Source organism: Aureimonas sp. CAS (genome assembly GCF_059838215.1).
In genome coordinates this window covers 2,409,783-2,430,456 of the sequence record NZ_CM187563.1, presented here as the reverse complement: position 1 = coordinate 2,430,456, position 20,674 = coordinate 2,409,783, and the positions used below count along the sequence as shown (strand labels likewise).

Here is a 20,674-nt window from a genome sequence, read left to right as displayed (position 1 = left end):
GACGCTGCGCATCGTCGCGGGCTCGCTGAAGGGCCGCGCGCTGGCTTCCCCGAAGACGGACGCGATCCGCCCGACCTCGGAGCGTCATCGCGGCGCCCTGTTCGACATCATCCAGCACGGGCAGGGCATTCGGATCGAGGGCCTGCGCGTTCTCGACCTCTTCGCGGGAACGGGGGCGCTGGGCCTCGAGGCGCTGTCGCGCGGCGCGATCTTCGGCCTCTTCGTGGAAGAGGGCGTCGAGGGGCGGGGCCTTCTGCGCGAGAACATCCATGCTCTCGGGCTTCAGGGGCGGACCAAGGTGTTCCGGCGCGACGCGACCGCGCTCGGGGCCGCCGGCACGATCGATCCCTTCGGCCTCGTCCTGGCCGACCCGCCCTATGGCAAACGGCTCGGCGAACGGGCGCTCGTCGCGGCCCGCGAGGGCGGCTGGCTCGCGCCCGGCGCGCTCTGCGTGCTGGAGGAAGGCAAGGGCGCGCCCTTCGACCGGCCGGACGGGTTCGACCTTCTGGACGAACGCGTCATGGGCGAGACGGCGCTGCGCTTTCTCACGCCCTCAAGCTGAACCCGGCCCTTACAAAAGCTTAAATTGCGGGGCTTCTGGCGCTCGACCATAAGTCGCTTCCACACGCGACTTGCCGAAGGTGACGAGGGTCCATGACGCCGACGACACGTGCCGCCGCCTATGCGGGCATCTCCCTGACCGCCCTCCTGCTCGCGCTCGCGCCGCTGCGCGCGGAAACGGCCGTCCCGCCCGGGAACGGCGCCGCCGAGCTGGTTTCGTCGGACGCGAGCGACGCGGCCGAGCGGGCGGAGGAGATGCGGCCGCAGATCGAGAGCTTCACGCTCGACAACGAGATGCAGGTCGTCGTCATTCCCGACCATCGCGCGCCGATCGTCACGCAGATGGTCTGGTACAAGGTCGGCTCGGCCGACGAGGCGCCGGGCGAATCGGGCATAGCGCACTTCCTCGAACACCTCATGTTCAAGGGCACGACGAACCACTCGGAAGGCGAGTTCTCCGCCGCCATCTCCGATATCGGCGGCACCGAGAACGCCTTCACCTCCTACGACTACACCGCCTATTTCCAGCAGGTCCCGGTCGACGCGCTCGAGGAGATGATGCGCTTCGAGGCGGACCGGATGAGCAATCTCGTCCTCGACGACGCGGCCGTCGACACCGAGCGCGACGTCGTGCTGGAGGAGCGGCGCATGCGGGTCGACAACGATCCGGGCTCGCAGCTCTCCGAAGCGATGCAGGCGACGCTGTTCTTCAACAGCCCCTACGGAACGCCCGTCATCGGCTGGCAGTCGGAGATCGAGGCGCTCGACCGCGAGACCGCCATCGCCTTCTATGACAAGTACTACACGCCCTCGAACGCGGTCCTGATCGTCGCGGGCGACGTCACCGTGGACCATGTGCGCGAGCTGGCCGAGCGCACCTACGGCGAAGTCGAGCAGCGCGCCGACCCCGGCCCGCGCGACCGCCCGGCCGAGCCGCCGGCCCGCACGCACCGCACCGTCACGCTGACCGATGCGCGCGTCACCCAGCCGAGCGTCCAGACGAGCTGGGTCGTGCCGTCGGAGAACACGGCCGAGGCGGGCGAATCGGAAGCGCTCGACATCCTGGCCGACATTCTCGGCGGCGGCACCACCAGCCGACTCTACCGCGCGCTCGTGGTCGATCAGGCGAAGGCCGCGAGCGTCGGCGCCTACTATCAGGGCTCGGCCCTTCGCGAAGGCCAGTTCGCCATCTGGGGCATGCCCCGGGGCGAGGCGACGCTGGAGGAACTGGAGCAGTCGATCGAGGCCGAGATCGCGCGCATCGTCGACGAGGGCATCACCGAGGACGAGCTGGCGCGCGCCAAGAACCGCGTGCGCAACGCTCTCATCTACCAGCGCGACAGCCAGCGCTCGCTCGCCCAGCGCTACGGCGTGGCGCTGACGACCGGACGGACGGTCGAGGACGTCGAGAGCTGGCCTGAGCGCATCGAGGCCGTCACCGTCGAGGACGTGAACGCGGCGGCGCGCGCCTATCTCGACCGTCAGCGCTCCGTCACCGGCTACCTCCTGCCCCGGGACGCGGCCCCCGACGAGCCCGTGGCGACCACGGCCGACGCGCCGATGCCCGCAGCCGGCATCGAAGGCGCGGCCGGCGCCGAGCCCGCCACCGCCGACGACCCGTCCTGAGCCGCGACCTCTAGCTTAAGAGACCGACACCCGTGCCCATCGCTCGAATGACCGCGACCTTCGCCCCGGCTCTCCTCGTCACCGCCAGCCTTCTCCTCACCGCGACGGCCGAGGCCGAGGCGGTCGACATCCAGGAGGTGACGAGCCCCGGCGGCATCACCGCCTATCTCGTCGAGGACTACACCAACCCGCTCGTCGCCATGCGCTTCGCCTTCAAGGGCGCGGGCACGACGCAGGACGAGGACGGCAAGGAAGGGACCGCCAACCTCCTCTCCGGCCTTCTCGACGAGGGAGCCGGCGAGATCGATTCGGCCGAGTTCCAGTCGCGCCTCGACGAACTCGGCGTCAGCCTGTCCTACTCGGCCTCGCTCGACACCTTCTCGGGCAATTTCCGCACCATCGTAGAGAACGAGGACGAAGCCTTCGAGCTTCTGCGCCTGTCGCTCAACGAGCCGCGCTTCGACGAGGAGCCGGTCGCGCGCATCCGCGGGCAGATCGAGACCGGCATCATCGCCGACCGCAACGACCCCTCGACCCTCGCATCGGAAGCGTTCCGCGAGACGGTGTTCGGCGACCATCCCTATTCGCGCCCGACGGAGGGTACGGTCGAGAGCCTGAACGCCGTGACGGCCGAGGATCTGGACGCCTTCCGCTCGAACGCCTTCGCGCGCGACAACCTCTTCATCGGCGTCGTCGGCGCGATCGACGCCGAGCGGCTCGGCGAGAAGCTCGACGAGGTGTTCGGCGGCCTGCCGGAGACGGCGGAGCTGAAGCCCGTCGATCTGATCGTGCCGGAGTTCGGGCAGCGCACCGACGTCGAGCTCGCGGTGCCGCAGACCAACATCCAGTTCGCGCTTCCGGGCGTGGCGCGCGACGACGACGAGTTCTTCGCGGCCTACCTCATGAACCACATTCTGGGCGGCGGCACCTTCACGTCCTGGCTTTTCCAGGAGGTGCGCGAGAACCGGGGCCTCGCCTACGGCGTCGGATCCTATCTCGCCAGCTACGACCACGCCGCGATCCTCGCCGCCTCCACGGCGACGCGGGCGGACGGGGCGGAAGAGAGCATCTCCGTCATCGAGGCCCAGATGGCCCGCATGGTGGAGGAGGGGCCGACGGAGGAGGAGCTGCAGAAGGCCAAGGACTTCGTGAAGGGCTCCTACGCCATCCAGAACCTATCCTCCTCGCTGTCCATCGCCTCCACCCTCGTCGGCATCCAGCTCGACGATCTCGGCATCGACTACATCGAGGAGCGCGAGGCGCTGATCGACGCGGTCACGCTCGAGGACGTGCGGGCCATCGCGCGCGAGCTTCTGTCGGGCGAGCCGACCGTCGTGACGGTGGGGCCGGCCGCCGGCTGAGGCTTCATGTCCCTTGGAGAGAGCCGTGCTCTCTCCTATTCTCGCGAGCCATGAGCACGAACGTCACGACATCGCAGGTCTCGATCGAAAGCGTGCCGGAGGAGGAGGATACCTCCGGCGGCGTGCGGATCGGGCTCGCGCTCGGCGGCGGCGGGGCGAGGGGCCTGGCCCATATCCACGTCCTCGGCGCCTTCGACGATCTCGGCCTGAAGCCCTCGACCATCGCCGGCTCGTCGATCGGCGCGCTTCTCGGCTCGGCCTATGCCAGCGGCATGAGCGCGGCCGAGATCACGGAATACGTCTCGGACCATCTGGGCAGCGGGCGGCTGGTGGTCGCCCATCTCTGGCGTTCGCGAGCCTCCTCCATCGCCGAGTTCCTGGCCGATGGCGGTTTCCGCTTCGGTCAGTTCAACGCCGAGCGCATCCTCGCCGAGTTCCTGCCGCTCGGAATGGCCCGTCGTTTCGAGGATCTGCGCATTCCGACGATCGTGACGGCGACGCACTTCTACGGCGGCGCGGACTGCTCGCTGAGCGAAGGCGATCTCGTCTCGGCGCTGGCGGCCTCCATCGCGCTGCCCGCGATCTTCCGGCCCGTGAGGCGCGGCGATTCGATCCTCGTCGACGGCGGCATCTGCAATCCGCTCCCCTACGATCTGATCTGCGACGTCTGCGACGTGACGGTCGCCTGCGACGTCACCGGTCCGCCCGAACTGACCGCAGGTCAACGGGTGAAGGTTCCCACCCCGATCGACGCGATGCTGGGCGCCTCCCAGCTGATGATGCATTCGCTGATCGAGACCAAGCGGAAGCACCGGCCGCCGGACTTCCTGATCCGCCCGCCGGTCGCGCGCTACCGCGTGCTGGACTTCCTGCAGGTCGCGACGATCCTGGAGGAGACGGCCCATATGCGCGAGAAGACCAAGCGGGGCATCGACGCGCTGCTCGCCCTGAAAGCCGCGCACGACTGAGCCTTCCAGCCCGTTACGGCTCAGCTCGTCGCGACCTCTTCGAGGAAGCGCATCAGGCCGCTCTCGACCTTCGTCAGCCCCTCGCGCGAGCGGCCTTTCAGGAGGCCAGGGTCGAGCCTCTCCTCCTCGAAGGCGGTGACGATCTCCGGGTGCACGTAGGAGGCGCGGGCGACCGCCGGCGTGTTGCGCAGGAGGCCGGCGACCGAGCGCATGGCCGAGGCGACGGCGCGCTTGCGCTTGTTCGGCGTATCCGCCTTCGGGCCGGCCTCCTCGACGAGATAGCGCAGCGCCTCGGCCGATCCGTGGAAGGTGCGGAAATCCTTCGCCGAAATCGCGCGGTGGCCCGCCTCGCGAAGATAGTCGTTCAGAAGGTTGGCGGTGAGAATGCGGCCCTTCTTGCCGCCGCCGTCGAAGCGGAACAGCCGCTTGCCGGCGCCCTGCCGGACCTTCTGCAGCGAGTTGACGAGGCGCTTGTCGCGAATCTCGATCTTGGTCGGCTTGGAGGATTTGGCGACGAAGGTCAGCGTCGCCGTCCGGTCCTTGATCCGCAGGTTCTTCTTCTGCAGGGAGGCGACGCCGCGTCCGCCGTCCTCGGCATATTTCTCGTGCCCCGGCCGCATGCCGGTCACGTCGATCAGCCGTGCGGCGACGGCCGCCGTCATCTTCCGGTCCTGTGCCTGGCGCTTCAGGTCCCGGTCGATGCGCTTGCGCAGTTTCGGCAGGATGCGCCCGAAGCGCAGGAGCCGTTCGGTCTTCACCGCGTTGCGAACGTTCACCCAGAGGTCGTGGTAGCGGTACTGGAGCCGGCCCTTCTCGTCCCGGCCGGTCGCCTGAATGTGGCCGTTCTCCTCCACGCAGATCTTCACGTCCGTCCAGGCGGGCGGCAGCACCAGCGCCTTGATCCGGCTCTTCAGCTTCTTGTCGGTGATCTTCTCGCCGCCCTTGAAGCAGATGCGATGGCCCTTGCCGGACTTGTGCCGTTCCAGCTCGAACGTCGCCGGATCGACCATGAGGAGGCCGAGGCGTTCGGCGTGCTGTTCCAGCTTGGCATTCATGGGCTGCGACCGCTCGGCATGTTCGTGTCTGCCAACGGAGGGGCGATCGTGCGGGTTCCGCACGCCGCCTGCGACGATCCGCGCGACGGAGTGCGGGATCGGCCCGGAACTTCGCCGCCGCGAGCCTCATTCGCCAGATCGTGAGACAACCAACGGGAAGGATCGTGCGATGAGCCTGCGCAAGGGATCGAAGGTCGAGTGGAAGTGGGGGAACGGCACGGCGACGGGAAAGATCGTCGAGACCTTCCACGAGGACGTCGACAAGACCATCGACGGCAAGTCCATCAAACGGAAGGCGTCGAAGGACGACCCGGCCTATCTGATCGAGCAGGAGGACGGGCAGAAGGTCTTGAAGGGCAAGTCGGAACTCTCCCCGGCCAGCTGATGCCGGAGGCGGCGGGGCGATCCCGGCTTTGTTTGGAGCGCCCGTCGCGCTACATCGGACAGAGAACGATCTCCAGACGGCGAGTGATATGATCGAAGGCGAAACCGCACGGCTCCTCGATGCCGCCTCTCGCCTCGTCGAGACGGCGCGGCGCCTGGGAGCTGACGCGGCGGACGCCGCCGTGTCGCTCTCCCGGGCGCGCTCGGCGCAGGTGCGGCTCGGCGAGGTCGAGGACATCGAATCCTCCGAAAGCGAACATCTGTCCCTGCGCGTCTTCGTCGACGGTCGCGTGGCGAGCATCGGCGCGCCGCCCTCGGCCGACCCCGAGGCGCTGGTCGAGCGCGCGATCGCCATGGCCCGCGTCTCCCCGAGGGACCCGTATGCGGGGCTGGCCGACCCGGCTCTTCTCGGCGGGCAGGACCTCGACCTCGATCTCTTCGATGGCACCGAGGTCTCGAGCGAGCGGCTGGTCGAGGATGCCCGGGAACTGGAGGACGCGGCGCGCACCGTCCCGGGGATCACCAATTCGGGCGGGGCCAGCGCGTCGGCCGGGTTCACCGGCCTCGTCCTCGTCACCTCGGGTGGGTTCTCCGGCGGACGGCGCCGGTCCGGCTTCTCCCGATCCGTTTCGGTCGTGGCGGGCGAGGGCGCCCGTATGCAGCGCGACTACGACTACGATTCGCGCATCCATTTCGCCGATCTCGACGCATCCGCCGACATCGGCCGGCGGGCCGGCGAGCGAACCGTCAGAAGGCTCGATCCCGGCAAGGTCGCGACCGGCACGATGCCGATCGTCTACGATCCGCGCGTTTCCAAAAGCCTGATCGGCCATCTCGTCTCGGCGATCGCCGGCGCGGCGATCGCGCGCGGCACGAGCTTTCTGAAGAACCGGATGGGACAGCCCGTCCTTCCCCCTCGATGAAGCTGACCGACGACCCGCTGCTCAAGCGGCGTCCGGCCTCGCGCGGGTTCGACGGGGAGGGCGTGCGCGCCGCGCCGCTCGCTCTCGTCGAAAGCGGCGTCCTGCAGAGTTGGCTGCTGGACAGCGCGACGGCGCGCGAGCTCGGCCTTGCCACCAACGGCCGGGCGTCGCGCTCGGGGGCGGGCACCTCTCCCTCGTCGAGCAATGTCGTGATGAGCCCCGGCGCGATCTCGCCCGAGCAGCTGATCGCCGAGACGGGCCGCGGCATCTACGTCACCGAGCTGATCGGCCACGGCGCCGACATCGTCACCGGCGACTATTCGCGCGGCGCCTCCGGCTATCTGATCGAGAACGGACGCCTGTCCGGGCCGGTCTCGGAGTTCACCATCGCCGGATCGATCCCCGACATGCTGCTCTCGCTGGCGGCGGCCGACGATCTCGACGAGCGGCACCCGATCGTCGCGCCGACCTTGCGCGTCGCGGCGATGACGGTCGCGGGGCGCTAGGCATGGCGGAGGACGATGCCGACCTCGACCTTTTGATCCGGGCGGCCCGCGAGGCGGGGAACATCGCGCTCGGCTATTTCCGCCGCGATCCCCAGGTGTTCTGGAAGGAGGGCAACTCCCCCGTCAGCCAGGCGGACCTCGCCGTCGACGGCTTCCTGCGCGACTTCCTCCTCTCGGCGCGCCCGCGCTACGGCTGGGTGTCGGAGGAGACGGCGGGCGAGCCCGCCCACGGCGACGAGACGCGCTTCTTCGTCGTCGATCCGATCGACGGCACGCGATCCTTCCTGCGCGGCGAGCCGACCTGGTGCGTCTCCCTCGCGATCATCAAGGCCGGGCGTCCGGCGGTCGGCGTCATCGACGCCCCCGTCAAGGCGGAGGTCTTCGCCGCGACCGCGAACGGTGCGGCGACGCTGAACCGGCGCCCCTTGCGCCTTCCGGACCTTTCCGCACGGGAACGTCCGTTCCTCGCCATGCCGGATGCGGTCTTCTCGCGCCTGAACGACGCGGACAAGAACAGCTTCGACGTCCACAGGAACGTTCCCTCGCTCGCCTACCGCCTGGCGATGGTGGCGGCGGGCACCATCGACGGCACCATCGTGCAGCCGCGTGCCAACGACTGGGACATCGCGGCGGCGGACCTCATCCTGGAGCGCGCCGGCGGGGCGCTTCTGAACGCCGAGGGCGGGCGGCATCTTTACAAGCCCGATCCCAAAAGGCATGGCCTCTTGGTCGCCGGCGCGCCTCACGCGCTCGAGCGTCTGCGGGGGATGGCCGCTTCCCTTCCGGGCGCGCGCTACCCTCGCGGCACCTGATCTTTCGAGGACGCACCGATGGTCGAATCATCCGAACCCAAGCAGCTTCTGCACCTCGTTTTCGGGGGCGAACTGAAGAATCTCGACCGGATCGAGTTCAGCGATCTCGACGGTCTCGACATCGTCGGCATCTTCCCGGACTACGCCTCGGCGCTCGCCGCCTGGCGCGGGAAGGCGCAGGGATCCGTGGACAACGCGCATATGCGCTACTTCATCGTCCACATGCACCGCCTTCTGGAGCCGGAGAAGGTCTCGCCCGCCGCACGATGAGCCGACGACGACACCCCGTAGGCTCATTCCTGCGCCGCGGCCTGAAGCGGCTGCGGACCTCTCCCGCCTTCACGTCGGCCGTGGGCGGCATCGCCTATGCGGTGCTGCGCACGATCTACCGGACGCAGCGGCAGGACGAGGGTTCGAGCGACTGGGACGCGGCTCTGCGCGACCGGCACCCCGCCATCGTGGGAATGTGGCACGGCCAGCATCTGCTCGCGCCTCTCTTCCGCCCGAAGGACCTGCCTTATGTGGCGCTCCTGTCGCGCAGCGCGGACGCGGAGATCAATGCCAGGGTCGTCGGACATTTCGGGATCGGAACCGTGCGCGGTTCGGGCGGACGCGCGCGCGAGGCGACGGCCCGCAAGGGCGGGGCGAGCGCGCTCCTCTCGCTCCTGCGCGCGTTGCGCGACGGCGAGGGCGTCTGCATGATCGCCGACGTTCCGAAGGGCACGCCGCGCCAGGCCGGTATGGGGATCGTCACGCTCGCCCGCCTGTCGGGACGCCCGGTCCTTCCCTCGGCCGCCGTCACCAGCCGGCGCCACGTCCTGCAGGGCACCTGGGACAAGACCACCCTGCCTCTGCCCTTCGGCCGGATCGCGATCGTCGTCGGCGATCCGATCCATGTCCCGCGCGATGCCGACGAGGCGGCGCTGGAAGCCAAGCGACAGGAGGTCACCGAGGCGATCGAGGCCGCGAACCGCAAGGCGCTGGCGCTCGCCGACCGCTCGGCGGGGCGCGCCCGATGAGCGAGCGTTTCGCGAAGGCCGCGCTGACCGGCTACCGTCTCGCCGGAAGCCTCGCCTATCCGCTGATCGGCTCCTATGTCGGCTGGCGCGCGCGGCGCGGCAAGGAGGACGGCGAGCGGCGGCGCGAGCGCTACGGCTACGCCAGCGAGCCCCGCCCGGTCGGCCGTTCCCTCGTCTGGGTCCACGCGGCCTCGATCGGGGAATCCATGGCGGTGACGCCGCTCGTGCAGGCGATCGCCAACGAGGGCATTCCCGTCGTGATGACGACGGGCACGCGGACGTCGGCCGGGCTCGTTCAGGAGCGGCTCGGCGAGATCGTGATCCACCAATACGTGCCGCTCGACCTCAAGCCCTGCGTCTCGCGCTTCCTCGATCACTGGCGACCCGATCTCGCCATCGTCGCCGAAAGCGAGATCTGGCCGATGACGATGCAGGAGCTGAACCAGCGACGCATCCCGCAGATCCTGGTGAACGCCCGCCTCTCCGACCGCTCCTTCAAGCGCTGGAGCGCGGTGCCTTCGCTGGCCGAGGCGCTTCTGGAGCATCTCGCCCATGTCGTCGCGCAGTCGCCCATCGACGCCGAGCGCTTCCACCTCCTGGGTGCGCGCGCCGTCAGCGTCGCCGGCAATCTGAAGGCCGACATCCCGCCGCTGCCCTTCGACGAGGTCGCCTATTCCGATCTGGTTCGGTCGGTCGGTCTGCGTCCCGTCTGGGCCGCCCTTTCCACCCACGAGGGCGAGGAGAGTCTTGCGGGCGAGGTCCATATCGCGCTCCGCGAGAGGCGCCCACGCCTTCTGACAGTGATCGTGCCCCGGCATGTGGAGCGGGGCGACGAGATCGAAAAGGCGCTGCTCGCGCAGGGGCTGACGGTCGCACGGCGTTCGCGCGGCGAGCGGCCCGACCCGACGACCGACGTGCTTCTGGGCGACACGATCGGCGAGATGGGGCTCTATCTGCGGCTGACCGAGATCGCCTTCGTCGGGAAGTCTCTCATGGGGCAGGGCGGACAGAACCCGCTGGAGGCCGCTCAGATCGGCGTCGCGGTGCTCACCGGGCGCTTCGTGCAGAACTTCCGGGACGTCTATCAGCGCCTGATCGCCGACGGCGGCGCCCGCATCGTCAAGGACGGGACGGAGCTCGCCGCCGAAGTCGATCGGCTGATGACCGAGGACGGCATCCGCAGGGCCATGATCGCGGCGGGCCGGGCGAGTGCGGAGGACATGCGAGGCGCCTTGCCGCGCACGATGCAGGCGATCGATCCCTTCCTCCAGCCGCTACGCCTCGCGGCCGGATTCGACCGGGCCCGTCCGGTCTCGCTGCTCAGATGATGACGGGGACGGCGCCGGCCTTCTGGTGGCGCCGGACGGGCTGGCAGGCGCGCCTCCTGGCGCCGCCCGCCTTTCTCTACGGCGCCATTGCCGGCCGCCGGCTGTCGCGCGGCGCTCGCGAGAGCGTCGGCGTTCCGGTCCTGTGCGTGGGCAACTTCACCGCCGGCGGAGCCGGCAAGACGCCGACGGCTCTGGCGCTGGCCGATGTCGCCCGTGCGGCGGGCCGGCGGCCGGGCTTCCTCTCGCGCGGGCACGGCGGGTCGGCGGGCGGCACCCTTCTCATCGATCCGGCTTTGCACGACGCATCGACGACGGGCGACGAGCCGCAGCTTCTCGCGGCCAGGGCGCCGACCGTCGTTTCGCCAGACCGGGCGGCGGGCGGCCGGCGTCTCGTCGAGGAGGGCTGCGACTTCATCGTCATGGACGACGGGTTCCAGAGCGCGCGGCTGACGGTCGATCTGGCGCTGATCGTCGTGGACGGACGGCGCGGCATCGGCAATGGCCGCGTGCTTCCGGCCGGCCCCCTGCGAGCGCCGCTAAAGGCCCAGCTGGCTCGCACGGACGCCGTCCTCATCCTGGGGGACGGGGAGGCGGGGGAGGCCGCGGCGGACATCGCCGCGAAGGCCGGGATCGAGGTGCATCGCGGCCACGTCGCGCCGACGGATCCGCAGGCCCTGGTCGGACCGCCGCTCTTCGCCTTCGCGGGGCTCGCCGATCCGGGAAAGTTCTACAGGTCTCTGGCCGAAATCGGCGCCGACGTGCGCGACAGCCGCGACTTCGCCGACCATCACTCTTTCACTCCGGCCGAGCTCGCCGACCTCGCCGCGACGGCGGAGCGGAACGGCTACCGGCTCGCTACGACCGCCAAGGACGCGGCGCGGCTCGCGGCCAGCGAAGATGGCCGGGCGCTTCTGGCGCAGACGCTGGTCCTCGACGTCGCGCTGCAGCTCGAGCCGGGGATCGGCGAGGCGCTCGTCGCGCGCACGCTGCAGGCCTGTGAGCGGCGGATGGGGCGTCAGCCCTGACGGCGGCGCCCGGCGCGCAGCTCCGCCTCGACGGAGGCGACGGCGTCGACATAGGCTTCCTGGCGCTCGACGCTCCAGTATTTCAGAAGGTCGAGCGGAATCGCCTCGCCGGTGATGGCGCAGCGGACGAAAGCCCCGGCCCGCAGCACGTGAATTTCGGGCGTGTCGTAGCGGACCACCGCCTCGCCGCCGCTGTCCATCCGGTTCATCGCTCGTCCTGCGCGTCCGTTTCGTCGGCCGTCTTCAAGCACCCCAGCGCGCGGCCCGTCAACGGCGCCTCGCCTCAGCGACGCCCGAACAAGGCCTCGATGTCGTGAAGCTTCAGCTCGATATAGGTCGGCCTGCCGTGGTTGCAGGTGCCGGAGCCCGGCGTCGCCTCCATCTGCCGCAGAAGCGCGTTCATCTCCTCCGGCCGCAGCGAGCGGCCCGAACGGACCGAGCCGTGGCAGGCCATGGTCGCGGCGACATGGTCGATGCGGCCCCTCAGGCCGTCGGCGCTCTCCTTGTCGGCGAGTTCGTCCGCGAGATCGCGCACGAGGCTCTTCGCATCGACCTCGCCGAGGATCGCTGGGGTCTCGCGCACCGCGACCGCGCCTGGCCCGAAGCGCTCCAGCCCCAGCCCGAGGCGCGACAGAAGCGGGCCGGCTTCCGTCAGCCGATCGACGTCGGCCTCCGGCAGTTCGACGATCTCGGGTATCAGCAGCATCTGCGAGGGAAGAGGCGCTGCGTGGAGCGCGGTCTTCAGGGCCTCGTAGACGAGACGCTCGTGCGCCGCGTGCTGATCGACGATCACGAGGCTGTCGCCCGTCTCGGCGACGATGAAGGCCTTGTCGATCTGGGCCCGCGCCGCCCCGAGCGGAAAGCCGTCCTGCACGGGCGCGCGCTCCTCGGCCGCCATCGCGCGGGCCGACGGCGCGAACCCCTCGAAGCGCGCCGGCTCCTCGGCAAAGCCTGCGCTCGCGTCGGCCTCGAAGGGCCGGAACGGCGATGCCGACGGCTCGTAGCCGCTCGCGGGCCGGAAAGGCGTTTGAAACGGCGGCTGAGCCGGAGGGGCGCCCGGCTGGCGGAAGGCGTCGCCGCCTCCGCCCGGACGGAAACGGGCCATCAGACCGGCCGCGCCGTCCGTGTCGGGGCGGATGCCGGCCTGCGCCAGCGCCTGTCGCAGCGCGCCGACGATCAGGCCGCGTACGAGGCCAGCGTCGCGGAAACGCACGTCGGCCTTGGCGGGATGGACGTTGACGTCCACATCCGCCGGCTCGATCTCCACGAAGAGCACGGCGACCGGATGCCTGTCGCGCGCCATCACGTCGGAATAGGCGGCCCGCAGGGCGGCAAGCAGCATCTTGTCGCGTACCGGGCGCCCGTTGACATAGACGAACTGGTGGAGCGCGTTCGCCCGATTGAAGGTCGGCAGGCCGATATGGCCGGTCAGGCGCACGCCCTCCCGGCTCGCCTCCAGCGGCAGGGCGTTCTCCGCGAACTCGTCTCCGAGAATGGCGGTGATGCGGCGGAGCGGATCGGCGGGCGAGGCCTCCATCAGCGTGCGCTGCCGGTCCTCGCCCGAGAGCTCGAACCGGACCCTGGGGAAGGCGATGGCGAGCCGCTTCACGACCTCCGTGATCGCGCCGCTCTCCGCGCGCTCGCCCTTGAGAAACTTCAGGCGCGCGGGCACCGCGTGGAAGAGGTCGCGTACCTCCACCACCGTGCCGCGCGACAGGGCGGCCGGGCGCGGACCCTCGATCCGTCCGCCGTCGACGAAGATCTCGTGAGCGTCGTCCGCCCCTGCGGGGCGTGAGCGAAGCGTGAGCCTTGCGACCGAGCCGATGGACGGCAGCGCCTCTCCGCGAAAGCCAAGCGTGGCGACATCGAAGAGATCGCCTGTGAGCTTCGAGGTGCAGTGGCGGCGCACCGCGAGCGGCAGTTCGTCGATCGGGATGCCGCTTCCGTCGTCGCTGACGCGGATCAGGCTCTTGCCGCCGCCGGCCGTCACGATCCCGATCGAGGTGGCGCCCGCGTCGAGCGCGTTCTCTACCAGCTCCTTCACTACGCTCGCCGGACGCTCCACGACCTCACCGGCGGCGATCCGGTCGATCACGGTCTCGGAAAGCTGGCGGATGGGCATGAAGCGATTCTCGAAAGATGTTTCGGAACCGGAGGATAAGGTCGCGACCCGCCCCGATCAAACCGGCTCTTCGACGAGCACGAAGACCGAGCGGGCGTTGACGACGAGCCCGGCCTGCGGGTCGAGCGGACGCTCCGGCAGGTCTGGACGGTCGCTCTGGAGGTGCAGGACGAGGCGCCGGCCTTCCTCGGGCATCGGAAGGCGCACGGCGACTTCGCTGCGGCCGGCGTTCAAATAGGCGATCAGACGCCGCCCACCGTCCTCGATGCAGAAGCCGAGGAAGCGCCGCGCGTGGTCGTCCCACTCGCCGTTCTCCATCGGGCGGCAGTGCTCCGACAGCCATGACGCGGATCCGCCCGGAGCGAACTCGTGTCCCGCGAGCGCCGGGAACAGGCGCCTGATCGCCGCCAGCCGCCCGGCCATCTCCGCCATGCCTTTGTCGGCGTGCTCCCAGTCGAGCCAGACCGTCTCGTTGTCCTGCGCATAGGCGTTGTTGTTGCCGTGCTGCGTGCGGCCGAACTCGTCTCCGGCGACGAGAAGGAGGTTGCCGCGAGAAAGAAACAGCGTCGAAAGCAGCGCCCGCATGTCCCGGCCCCGCGCCTCGATGATGGCGGGATCGTCGGTCGGGCCTTCCGCGCCGTTGTTCCAGGAATGGTTGTCCGAATGGCCGTCGCGATTGTCCTCGCCGTTCGCCTCGTTGTGGCGCCGCTCGTACATGACGAGGTCCGCGAGGGTGAAGCCGTCATGGGCGGCGATCATGTTCACGCCGCGCCAGGGGGCTTTGAAGAGGTCGTAGGAGCCGGCAAGACGCATGGCGAGCGCCGGGACCATCGCGTCCTCGCCGCGCCAGAAGCGGCGGATGTCGTCCCGGAACCGGTCCTGCCACTCGATGAAGGGCGGCGGAAACTGGCCGACGCGGTAGCCTCCGGGTCCGATGTCCCAGGGTTCGGCGACGTGGATGAGACGGTTCAGGACGGGGTCCGTCGCAAGTGCCACGAAAAAGGGCGCCTGCGGCGAGAAGCCGTGGCGGTCGCGACCGAGAACGGGCGCCAGATCGTATCGGAAGCCGTCGATGCCGGTGGTCTCGGCCCATGCGCGGAGCGTGTCGACGAACAGCCGCACCACCGCCGGACGCTCGGCCGCGAAAGTGTTTCCGGTGCCCGTGTCGTTGACGTAGAGCGCCGCGTCGTCCTCGCGCAGGCGATAGTAGAGCGCGTTGTCGAGCCCGCGATAGGCGACCGTTGCGCCCTCTTCGTCGCTTTCGCCGGAATGGTTGAGAACGACGTCGAGGAGGACGCGGATGCCGCGCGCATGCAGCGCTTCGACGGCCCGCCGGATGTCGGCGAGCCCGTTCGGAGCCAAACGCGGGTCGGGCGCCATGTGGACGATCGGATTGTAGCCCCAGGCGTTGGCGAGCCCGAGCGTGGTCAGATGCCGCTCGTCGAGCCAAGCGGCCAGCGGCATGAACTCGACCGTCTGAACGCCGAGCCGCGTCAGATGATCGAGCACGGCCTCTTCGGTGAAGGCGAGGACGGTGCCGCGAAACTCGGGCCGCACGCCGGGATGGCGTATGGAGAAGCCGCGCGTCAGCACCTCGTAGGTGAAACCGGGAAGGCCGCGCGGCAGGGGGGCTGCGTCTCTCGGCGTGTTCGCCACGATCGCGCGGGGAACCAGGTGCGCCGTGTCGGTGCCGAAGGTCCGAAGGTCGGAATGATCCCGGAAGGCGCGGTCGAGACGGAGCGCGTAAGGATCGACGAGAAGCTTCGACGGATCGAAACGCAGGCCGCTTCGCGGCTCGAAGGGTCCATGGGCGCGAAGCCCGTAGCGCGCGCCGGCGCCGAGGTCCGGCACGAAGCCGAAATGGATGTCGCCCTCGCGGCCGGGAAGCGTCAGCCTTGTCTCTTGGTCGTCCCCGTCGAAGAGGCACAGGTCGATGCGCTCGGCGGTGGTCGAAACGACCGTGAAATGAACCCCGTCCGGCGCGACGCTCGCCCCGAGGCTTTCCGGGCAGCCGTGCTCGGCCGTGATCCTCATGCGCCGCCCTGCCATTCGCGCACGCTCTCCAGCGGATAGACGAGCATCAGGACGTTGAGGGTGAGGTTGTCCCGGATCGCCCAGCCGACGATGAGTTCCATCGCGAGCGCGAGCGTCACGGTGAGCCAGACCGGAAGGCGCGCGGCCAGAAGAAAGCCGAGGATCATGAAGCCCACGTCGGAGACCGAGTTCAGGACCGAGTCGCCGTAATAGTCGAGCGCGATCGTCGTCTCGCGGTAGCGGTTGATGACCGCGTCGGTGTTCTCGACGATCTCCCAGCCGATCTCGATGAGGCTGGCCCCGATCAGCCGGCGCCCGAGCGACCAGCGGCGGGCGACGAGCCACGTCAGCGCATAGAAGAGGAAGCCGTGGATGATGTGGGAGGGCGTGTACCAGTCGGCGATGTGCTGGGAGTTCTCCGAGCTCATCGTCTCCCCGTGCCAGAGCTTGACGTATCCGCATTCGCAGATCGGCACCCGCCCCATCCACAAGAGGACGAGCGCCATCGCCGCCGTCAGCGCAGCGACGATCGCCCAATGACGCGGCGCGATGCCGCCGCCCGATCGCGATGCGAACGTCAGGTGCGCACGTCCGGCTCGGCGCGGCCGGTCCGCTTGGCGATCTCGCCGACGGAATCGGCGATCCCGATCAGTTCGGCGAGGGCATCCTCCACGGCGAGGTCGTGGCGGGCGGGGTCCGGCTCGTAGCTCTCCAGATAGACGCGCAGGGTCGCGCCCTTGGTGCCGGTGCCCGAGAGGCGGAAGACGATGCGCGAGCCGCCGGAGAAGACGATCCGAACGCCCTGTCCGGTGGAGACAGAGCCGTCGACAGGGTCGCGATAGGAGAAGTCGTCCGCCTCCTGGACGATCAGCGAGCCGAAGCGCTGGCCCGCCATGGAGGCGAGGCGGTCGCGCAAGCTCTCCATCAGCCCCTCGGCGGCGGCGGCGTCCACCTCCTCGAAGTCGTGGCGCTGATAGTAGGTCCGGCCGTATTCGGCCCAGTGCTCGCTCACGATCTCCTTCACGCTCTGCCCCCGCACCGCGAGGATGTTGAGCCAGAGGAGGATCGCCCAGAGGCCGTCCTTCTCGCGCACGTGGTCCGAGCCGGTTCCCGCGCTTTCCTCGCCGCAGATCGTCACCTTGCCGGCGTCGAGGAGGTTGCCGAAGAACTTCCAGCCGGTGGGCGTCTCGAAGGCCGGGATGCCGAGCTTCTTGGCGACGCGGTCGGCCGCCTGGCTCGTCGGCATGGAGCGCGCGACGCCCGCGATGCCCTTGGCGTAGCCCGGCGCAAGGTGGGCGTTCGCCGCCAGCACGGCGAGCGAGTCGGAGGGCGTGACGACGATGCCGCGTCCCAGGATCATGTTGCGGTCGCCGTCGCCGTCCGAGGCGGCGCCGAAGACGGGCGCCTGCGGGCTCATCATCAGATCGACGAGCGGCGCGGCCCAGACGACGTTCGGGTCCGGATGGCCGCCGCCGAAATCCGGGGAGGGGGTGCCGTTGAGGACCGTGCCCTCCGGCGCGCCGAGGCGCTTCTCCAGGATCTCGTGGGCATAGGGGCCGGTGACGGCGTGCATGGCGTCGAAGCGGAGCGTCAGCCCGTCCGCGATGGCGCGCCGGATCGCGTCGAAGTCGAACAGCGTCTCCATCAGGGCGGCGTAGTCGGCGACCGGATCGACGATCTCAACGGTCGTCTCCTCCAGCCGGTGCTCACCGATCGCGGAAAGATCGGGGGCCTCGCCGCCGGCGATCCGGTACTGCGAGATCGTGCGGGTGCGCTCGAAGATGGCGTTGGTGAAGCCCTCGGGGGCCGGTCCGCCATTGGCGACGTTGTACTTGATGCCGAAATCGCCCTCCGGGCCGCCCGGATTGTGCGAGGCGGAAAGGATGATGCCGCCCGAGGCGCCGCGCTTGCGGATGAGATTCGAGGCGGCCGGCGTCGAAAGGATGCCGTTCTGTCCGACGATGACGCGCTCGTAGCCGGCCGCAGCGGCCATGCGGATCGCGATCCGCACCACCTCGTCATTGTAGAAGCGGCCGTCGCCCCCGATGACGAGAGACTTGCCCTTCGCCTCGCCCGCCGCGTCCAGGATCGCCTGGATGAAGTTCTGCGCGTAGTTCTCCTGCCGGAAATGCGGCACCTTCTTGCGCAGGCCGGAGGTGCCCGGCTTCTGGTCCTGGAAGGGCGTCGTCGCGACGGTTTGGATGGTCATCGTGCGGCCTCACCGTTGACGAGCCTGGAATAAAGATCGGCGTAGAGCTTCGCGCTGGCCTTCCACGAGACGTCCGCGCGCATGGCCTGGCGCTGGCAGTCTCGCCAGACCGGCTGGTCCTCGTAGAGATCGCACAGGCGCCGGATGGCGCCGAGCATGGCGTCCTTCTCCACCGGAGAGAAGACGATGCCGGTCGCCGCACCCGCGCCGAGCGCTGCGAAATTGGCGTCGATCACCGTATCGGCAAGCCCGCCGACCCGCGTGACGACCGGAATGCAGCCGTAGCGAAGGGCGCAGAGCTGGGTCAGCCCGCAGGGTTCGAAGCGCGACGGCACGATGAGCGCGTCCGCGCCCGCCTGGACCCGGTGTGCCAGCGCCTCGTCATAGCCGATGCGGACGCCGAAGCGCCCCGCGTGACGGGCCTGGGCGGAGAGGAAGGCGCCCTCCAGAAGCCGGTCGCCCGAGCCGACCACGACCATGCGAACGCCCATGGCCATGATGTCGTCGACGCTGTCGGCCAGGAGGTCGAGGCCCTTCTGCCAGGTCAGCCGGCTGATGACGGCGAGGATCGGGCCGTCCCCGTCCTCCAGCGCGAACTCGGCGAGGAGCGCGTCGCGGTTGAGGTCGCGCCGGAAGCTCGTGTCGACGCCGAAGGTGGCGGCGATGTGCGGATCGGTCTCGGGGTCCCAGATGCGCGTGTCGATGCCGTTGACGATGCCCGTCAGGCTTTCGCCGCGACCGGTCAGAAGCCCGTCGAGGCCCATGCCGCCGGCCGGCGTCACGATCTCGCGCGCATAGGTGGGGCTGACCGTGGTGACGGCGTCGCAGGCGTGGATGCCGCCCTTCAGGAAGCCGACGGAGCCGTAATACTCGACGCCCTCGATCGACCACCATTCGTCCGGAAGCCGCAGATGAGGGAAGACGGCCTGCGGGAAGGTGCCCTGGAAGGCGAGGTTGTGGATGGTGACGACGGTCTTCGGACGCGGGCCATCGCCGGCCGCGAGATAGACGGGCGCGAGCGCGGCCTGCCAGTCGTGCGCGTGGACGATGTCCGGCCGGAAGGCCTCGACCTTGCCCCGGCCGATTTCGGCGGCGGCCAGCGAGAGGGCGGCGAATCGCGCCCAGTTGTCGGGGTGGTCGTAGCCTCCGGTCGTGGCGTAGGGCCCGCCCGGCCGGTCGTAGAGATGCGGCGCGTCGACGAGGAAGAGGTCGAGATCGCCCGCCTTGCCCGACAGGAGCGCGGCGGGACCGCCGAACAGCTCGTCGAAGCGGTGGACGGGTTCCACCGCGCCGAGCCGCTCCACGACGCCGGGATAGGCGGGCATCAGGGTCCGCGTCTCGACGCCGATCTCGCCGAGCGCGACGGGCAGGGCGCCCGCCACATCGGCGAGGCCGCCCGTCTTCACCAGCGGGAAGACCTCCGAGGAAACGGAGAGGACGCGTGTCATCGGTGTTCGCAGGTCCGCATCAACGGCTGGAAAGACGTTCGATCATCGGCTTGGTGACGAGGCACACGCCGCTCGCCGTGCGCCGGAAGCGCTGCGCGTCGAGCTCCGGGTCCTCGCCGATGACGAGGCCGTCCGGAATGTGGACGCCCCGGTCGATCACCGCCTTGGTGACGCGCGCGCCGCGCCCGATCGTGCATTGCGGCAGAACCACCGCGTGGTCGAGCGAGGACCAGGAATGCTGGCGAACGCCCGTGAAGAGCAGCGAGCGCCGGAGCGAGCCACCGGAGATGATGCAGTCGCCCGAGACGAGCGAGGAGACCGCCGAGCCGCGCCGGCCTTCCTCGTCGTGAACGAATTTGGCGGGCGGCGTCACGTCGGCATAGGTCCAGATCGGCCAGTCGCGGTCGTAGATGTCGAGCGGGGGCACGACGTCGGTGAGGTCGATATTGGCCTGCCAGTAGGCGTCCACCGTGCCGACGTCCCGCCAGTAGGCGTGCGTCTCAGCCTCGGACTGGACGACCGAGCGGTTGAAGGAATGGGCATAGGCCGTGCCGTGCTTGACGATGTGCGGGACGATGTCCTTGCCGAAATCGCGCGAGGAGGCCGGGTCCGCTGCGTCGCGGCGCAGCTGCGCGGCGAGGAAGGCGGTGTCGAAGACGTAGATGCCCATCGAGGCGAGCGCCATGTCGGGCTTGCCGGGCATCGCCGGAGGATCGGCGGGCTTCTCGACGAAGTCGGTGATTCGGCCCTTGGCGTCCACATGCATGACGCCGAAGCCGACCGCTTCCTCGCGCGGGACCTCGAGGCAGCCGACGGTCACGTCCGCCCCGCTCTCGACATGCTGCTGTAGCATGACCTCGTAGTCCATCTTGTAGATGTGGTCGCCCGCCAGGATGATGATGTATTTCGGCGCGTAGTCCTCGATGATGTCGATGTTCTGGTACACGGCGTCGGCCGTGCCCGCGTACCACTGGTCCTCGGAGATGCGCTGGGAGGCCGGCAGGACGTCGAAGCTCTCGTTCCGGCCCGGCCGCAGGAAGTTCCAGCCCCGGTGGAGATGGCGGATCAGCGAGTGCGCCTTGTATTGCGTGGCGACGGCCACACGCCGGATGCCGGAGTTGATGGCGTTGGACAGGGCGAAGTCGATGATGCGGGCCTTGCCGCCGAAATAGACGGCGGGCTTGGCGCGCGTGTCCGTCAACTCCATGAGGCGCGACCCGCGCCCGCCGGCAAGGACGTAGGCCATCGTATCGCGCGCGAGCGGCGCATGCCGCGGTCCGGTGTTGGACATGT

Annotated in this window: 18 protein-coding genes and 1 pseudogene; 11 read left to right on the top strand and 8 right to left on the bottom strand. The window is 69.5% G+C overall.

Annotated elements, in window-relative coordinates; translation table 11 throughout:
* Positions 1–4 precede the first annotated feature (4 nt).
* The 4 genes from rsmD (at position 5) to AC6R2M_RS11670 (ending at position 4,516) form a co-directional block, all read left to right on the top strand.
* A complete protein-coding gene (rsmD, locus tag AC6R2M_RS11685) occupies positions 5–562 on the top strand; it encodes a 16S rRNA (guanine(966)-N(2))-methyltransferase RsmD (RefSeq protein WP_500487575.1) in 558 nt (185 codons plus the stop codon).
* 92 nt (positions 563–654) lie between these two features.
* A complete protein-coding gene (locus tag AC6R2M_RS11680; RefSeq protein ID WP_500482317.1) occupies positions 655–2,187 on the top strand; it encodes a M16 family metallopeptidase in 1,533 nt (510 codons plus the stop codon).
* A gap of 32 nt (positions 2,188–2,219) precedes the next feature.
* Positions 2,220–3,548 carry a M16 family metallopeptidase gene (locus tag AC6R2M_RS11675; protein ID WP_500482315.1) on the top strand — a complete coding sequence of 443 codons (1,329 nt, stop codon included), beginning with the start codon at positions 2,220–2,222 and terminating at the stop codon, positions 3,546–3,548.
* A 50-nt stretch (positions 3,549–3,598) separates the two neighbouring features.
* The gene (locus tag AC6R2M_RS11670; protein ID WP_500482314.1) at positions 3,599–4,516 is read left to right on the top strand and encodes a patatin-like phospholipase family protein; all 918 of its coding nucleotides are present in this window, start codon (positions 3,599–3,601) and stop codon (positions 4,514–4,516) included.
* Positions 4,517–4,536: 20 nt separating this feature from the next.
* On the opposite strand, the gene AC6R2M_RS11665 is transcribed toward AC6R2M_RS11670, so the two are convergent.
* The gene (locus AC6R2M_RS11665) at positions 4,537–5,571 is read right to left on the bottom strand and encodes a DNA topoisomerase IB (RefSeq protein ID WP_500482312.1); all 1,035 of its coding nucleotides are present in this window, start codon (positions 5,569–5,571) and stop codon (positions 4,537–4,539) included.
* Positions 5,572–5,740: 169 nt separating this feature from the next.
* Between AC6R2M_RS11665 and AC6R2M_RS11660 the strand changes: the two genes are divergently transcribed.
* The 7 genes and pseudogenes from AC6R2M_RS11660 to lpxK all read left to right on the top strand — a co-directional run bounded on the left by AC6R2M_RS11660 (position 5,741) and on the right by lpxK (position 11,568).
* Positions 5,741–5,956 carry a hypervirulence associated TUDOR domain-containing protein gene (locus tag AC6R2M_RS11660; RefSeq protein ID WP_500482310.1) on the top strand — a complete coding sequence of 72 codons (216 nt, stop codon included), beginning with the start codon at positions 5,741–5,743 and terminating at the stop codon, positions 5,954–5,956.
* Positions 5,957–6,044: 88 nt separating this feature from the next.
* A pseudogene (locus tag AC6R2M_RS11655) lies at positions 6,045–7,384 on the top strand (TldD/PmbA family protein).
* Between the two features lie 2 nt (positions 7,385–7,386).
* Positions 7,387–8,196 carry a 3'(2'),5'-bisphosphate nucleotidase CysQ gene (locus AC6R2M_RS11650; RefSeq protein WP_500482308.1) on the top strand — a complete coding sequence of 270 codons (810 nt, stop codon included), beginning with the start codon at positions 7,387–7,389 and terminating at the stop codon, positions 8,194–8,196.
* Positions 8,197–8,214: 18 nt separating this feature from the next.
* Positions 8,215–8,466, top strand: coding sequence for a DUF4170 domain-containing protein (locus tag AC6R2M_RS11645; protein ID WP_500482306.1), 252 nt, complete (start codon positions 8,215–8,217; stop codon positions 8,464–8,466).
* Positions 8,463–9,215, top strand: a complete 753-nt coding sequence (locus AC6R2M_RS11640; RefSeq protein ID WP_500482304.1) for a lysophospholipid acyltransferase family protein — start codon at positions 8,463–8,465, stop codon at positions 9,213–9,215. Before AC6R2M_RS11645 ends, AC6R2M_RS11640 begins: the two co-directional genes overlap by 4 nt.
* Positions 9,212–10,543 carry a lipid IV(A) 3-deoxy-D-manno-octulosonic acid transferase gene (waaA, locus tag AC6R2M_RS11635; protein WP_500482302.1) on the top strand — a complete coding sequence of 444 codons (1,332 nt, stop codon included), beginning with the start codon at positions 9,212–9,214 and terminating at the stop codon, positions 10,541–10,543. The genes AC6R2M_RS11640 and waaA overlap by 4 nt, the downstream gene beginning before the upstream one ends.
* Positions 10,540–11,568 (top strand): tetraacyldisaccharide 4'-kinase, encoded by a 1,029-nt coding sequence (gene lpxK, locus AC6R2M_RS11630; RefSeq protein WP_500482300.1) that lies wholly within the window; start codon positions 10,540–10,542, stop codon positions 11,566–11,568. The genes waaA and lpxK overlap by 4 nt, the downstream gene beginning before the upstream one ends.
* Here the strand turns inward: lpxK and AC6R2M_RS11625 are convergent.
* The 7 genes from AC6R2M_RS11625 to glgC all read right to left on the bottom strand — a co-directional run bounded on the left by AC6R2M_RS11625 (position 11,559) and on the right by glgC (position 20,672).
* Positions 11,559–11,777, bottom strand: a complete 219-nt coding sequence (locus tag AC6R2M_RS11625; protein WP_500482298.1) for a DUF2093 domain-containing protein — start codon at positions 11,775–11,777, stop codon at positions 11,559–11,561. The two genes, lpxK and AC6R2M_RS11625, sit on opposite strands and share 10 nt — an antisense overlap.
* A gap of 74 nt (positions 11,778–11,851) precedes the next feature.
* Entirely contained in the window at positions 11,852–13,690 is a 1,839-nt protein-coding gene (mutL, locus tag AC6R2M_RS11620; RefSeq protein WP_500482296.1) for a DNA mismatch repair endonuclease MutL, read from the bottom strand.
* 57 nt (positions 13,691–13,747) lie between these two features.
* The gene (gene glgX / locus AC6R2M_RS11615) at positions 13,748–15,724 is read right to left on the bottom strand and encodes a glycogen debranching protein GlgX (RefSeq protein WP_500482294.1); all 1,977 of its coding nucleotides are present in this window, start codon (positions 15,722–15,724) and stop codon (positions 13,748–13,750) included.
* Positions 15,721–16,230, bottom strand: a complete 510-nt coding sequence (locus tag AC6R2M_RS11610; RefSeq protein ID WP_500482292.1) for a DUF2585 domain-containing protein — start codon at positions 16,228–16,230, stop codon at positions 15,721–15,723. The genes glgX and AC6R2M_RS11610 overlap by 4 nt, the downstream gene beginning before the upstream one ends.
* Before the next feature lie 71 nt (positions 16,231–16,301).
* Entirely contained in the window at positions 16,302–17,933 is a 1,632-nt protein-coding gene (locus AC6R2M_RS11605; RefSeq protein WP_500482290.1) for an alpha-D-glucose phosphate-specific phosphoglucomutase, read from the bottom strand.
* Complete coding sequence (gene glgA / locus AC6R2M_RS11600) at positions 17,930–19,381, bottom strand: glycogen synthase GlgA (RefSeq protein WP_500482288.1); 1,452 nt, start codon at positions 19,379–19,381, stop codon at positions 17,930–17,932. The genes AC6R2M_RS11605 and glgA overlap by 4 nt, the downstream gene beginning before the upstream one ends.
* Positions 19,382–19,400: 19 nt before the next feature.
* On the bottom strand, positions 19,401–20,672 hold the full coding sequence (glgC, locus tag AC6R2M_RS11595) for a glucose-1-phosphate adenylyltransferase (RefSeq protein WP_500482286.1): 1,272 nt from the start codon (positions 20,670–20,672) through the stop codon (positions 19,401–19,403).
* Between the last annotated feature and the right edge of the window lie 2 nt (positions 20,673–20,674).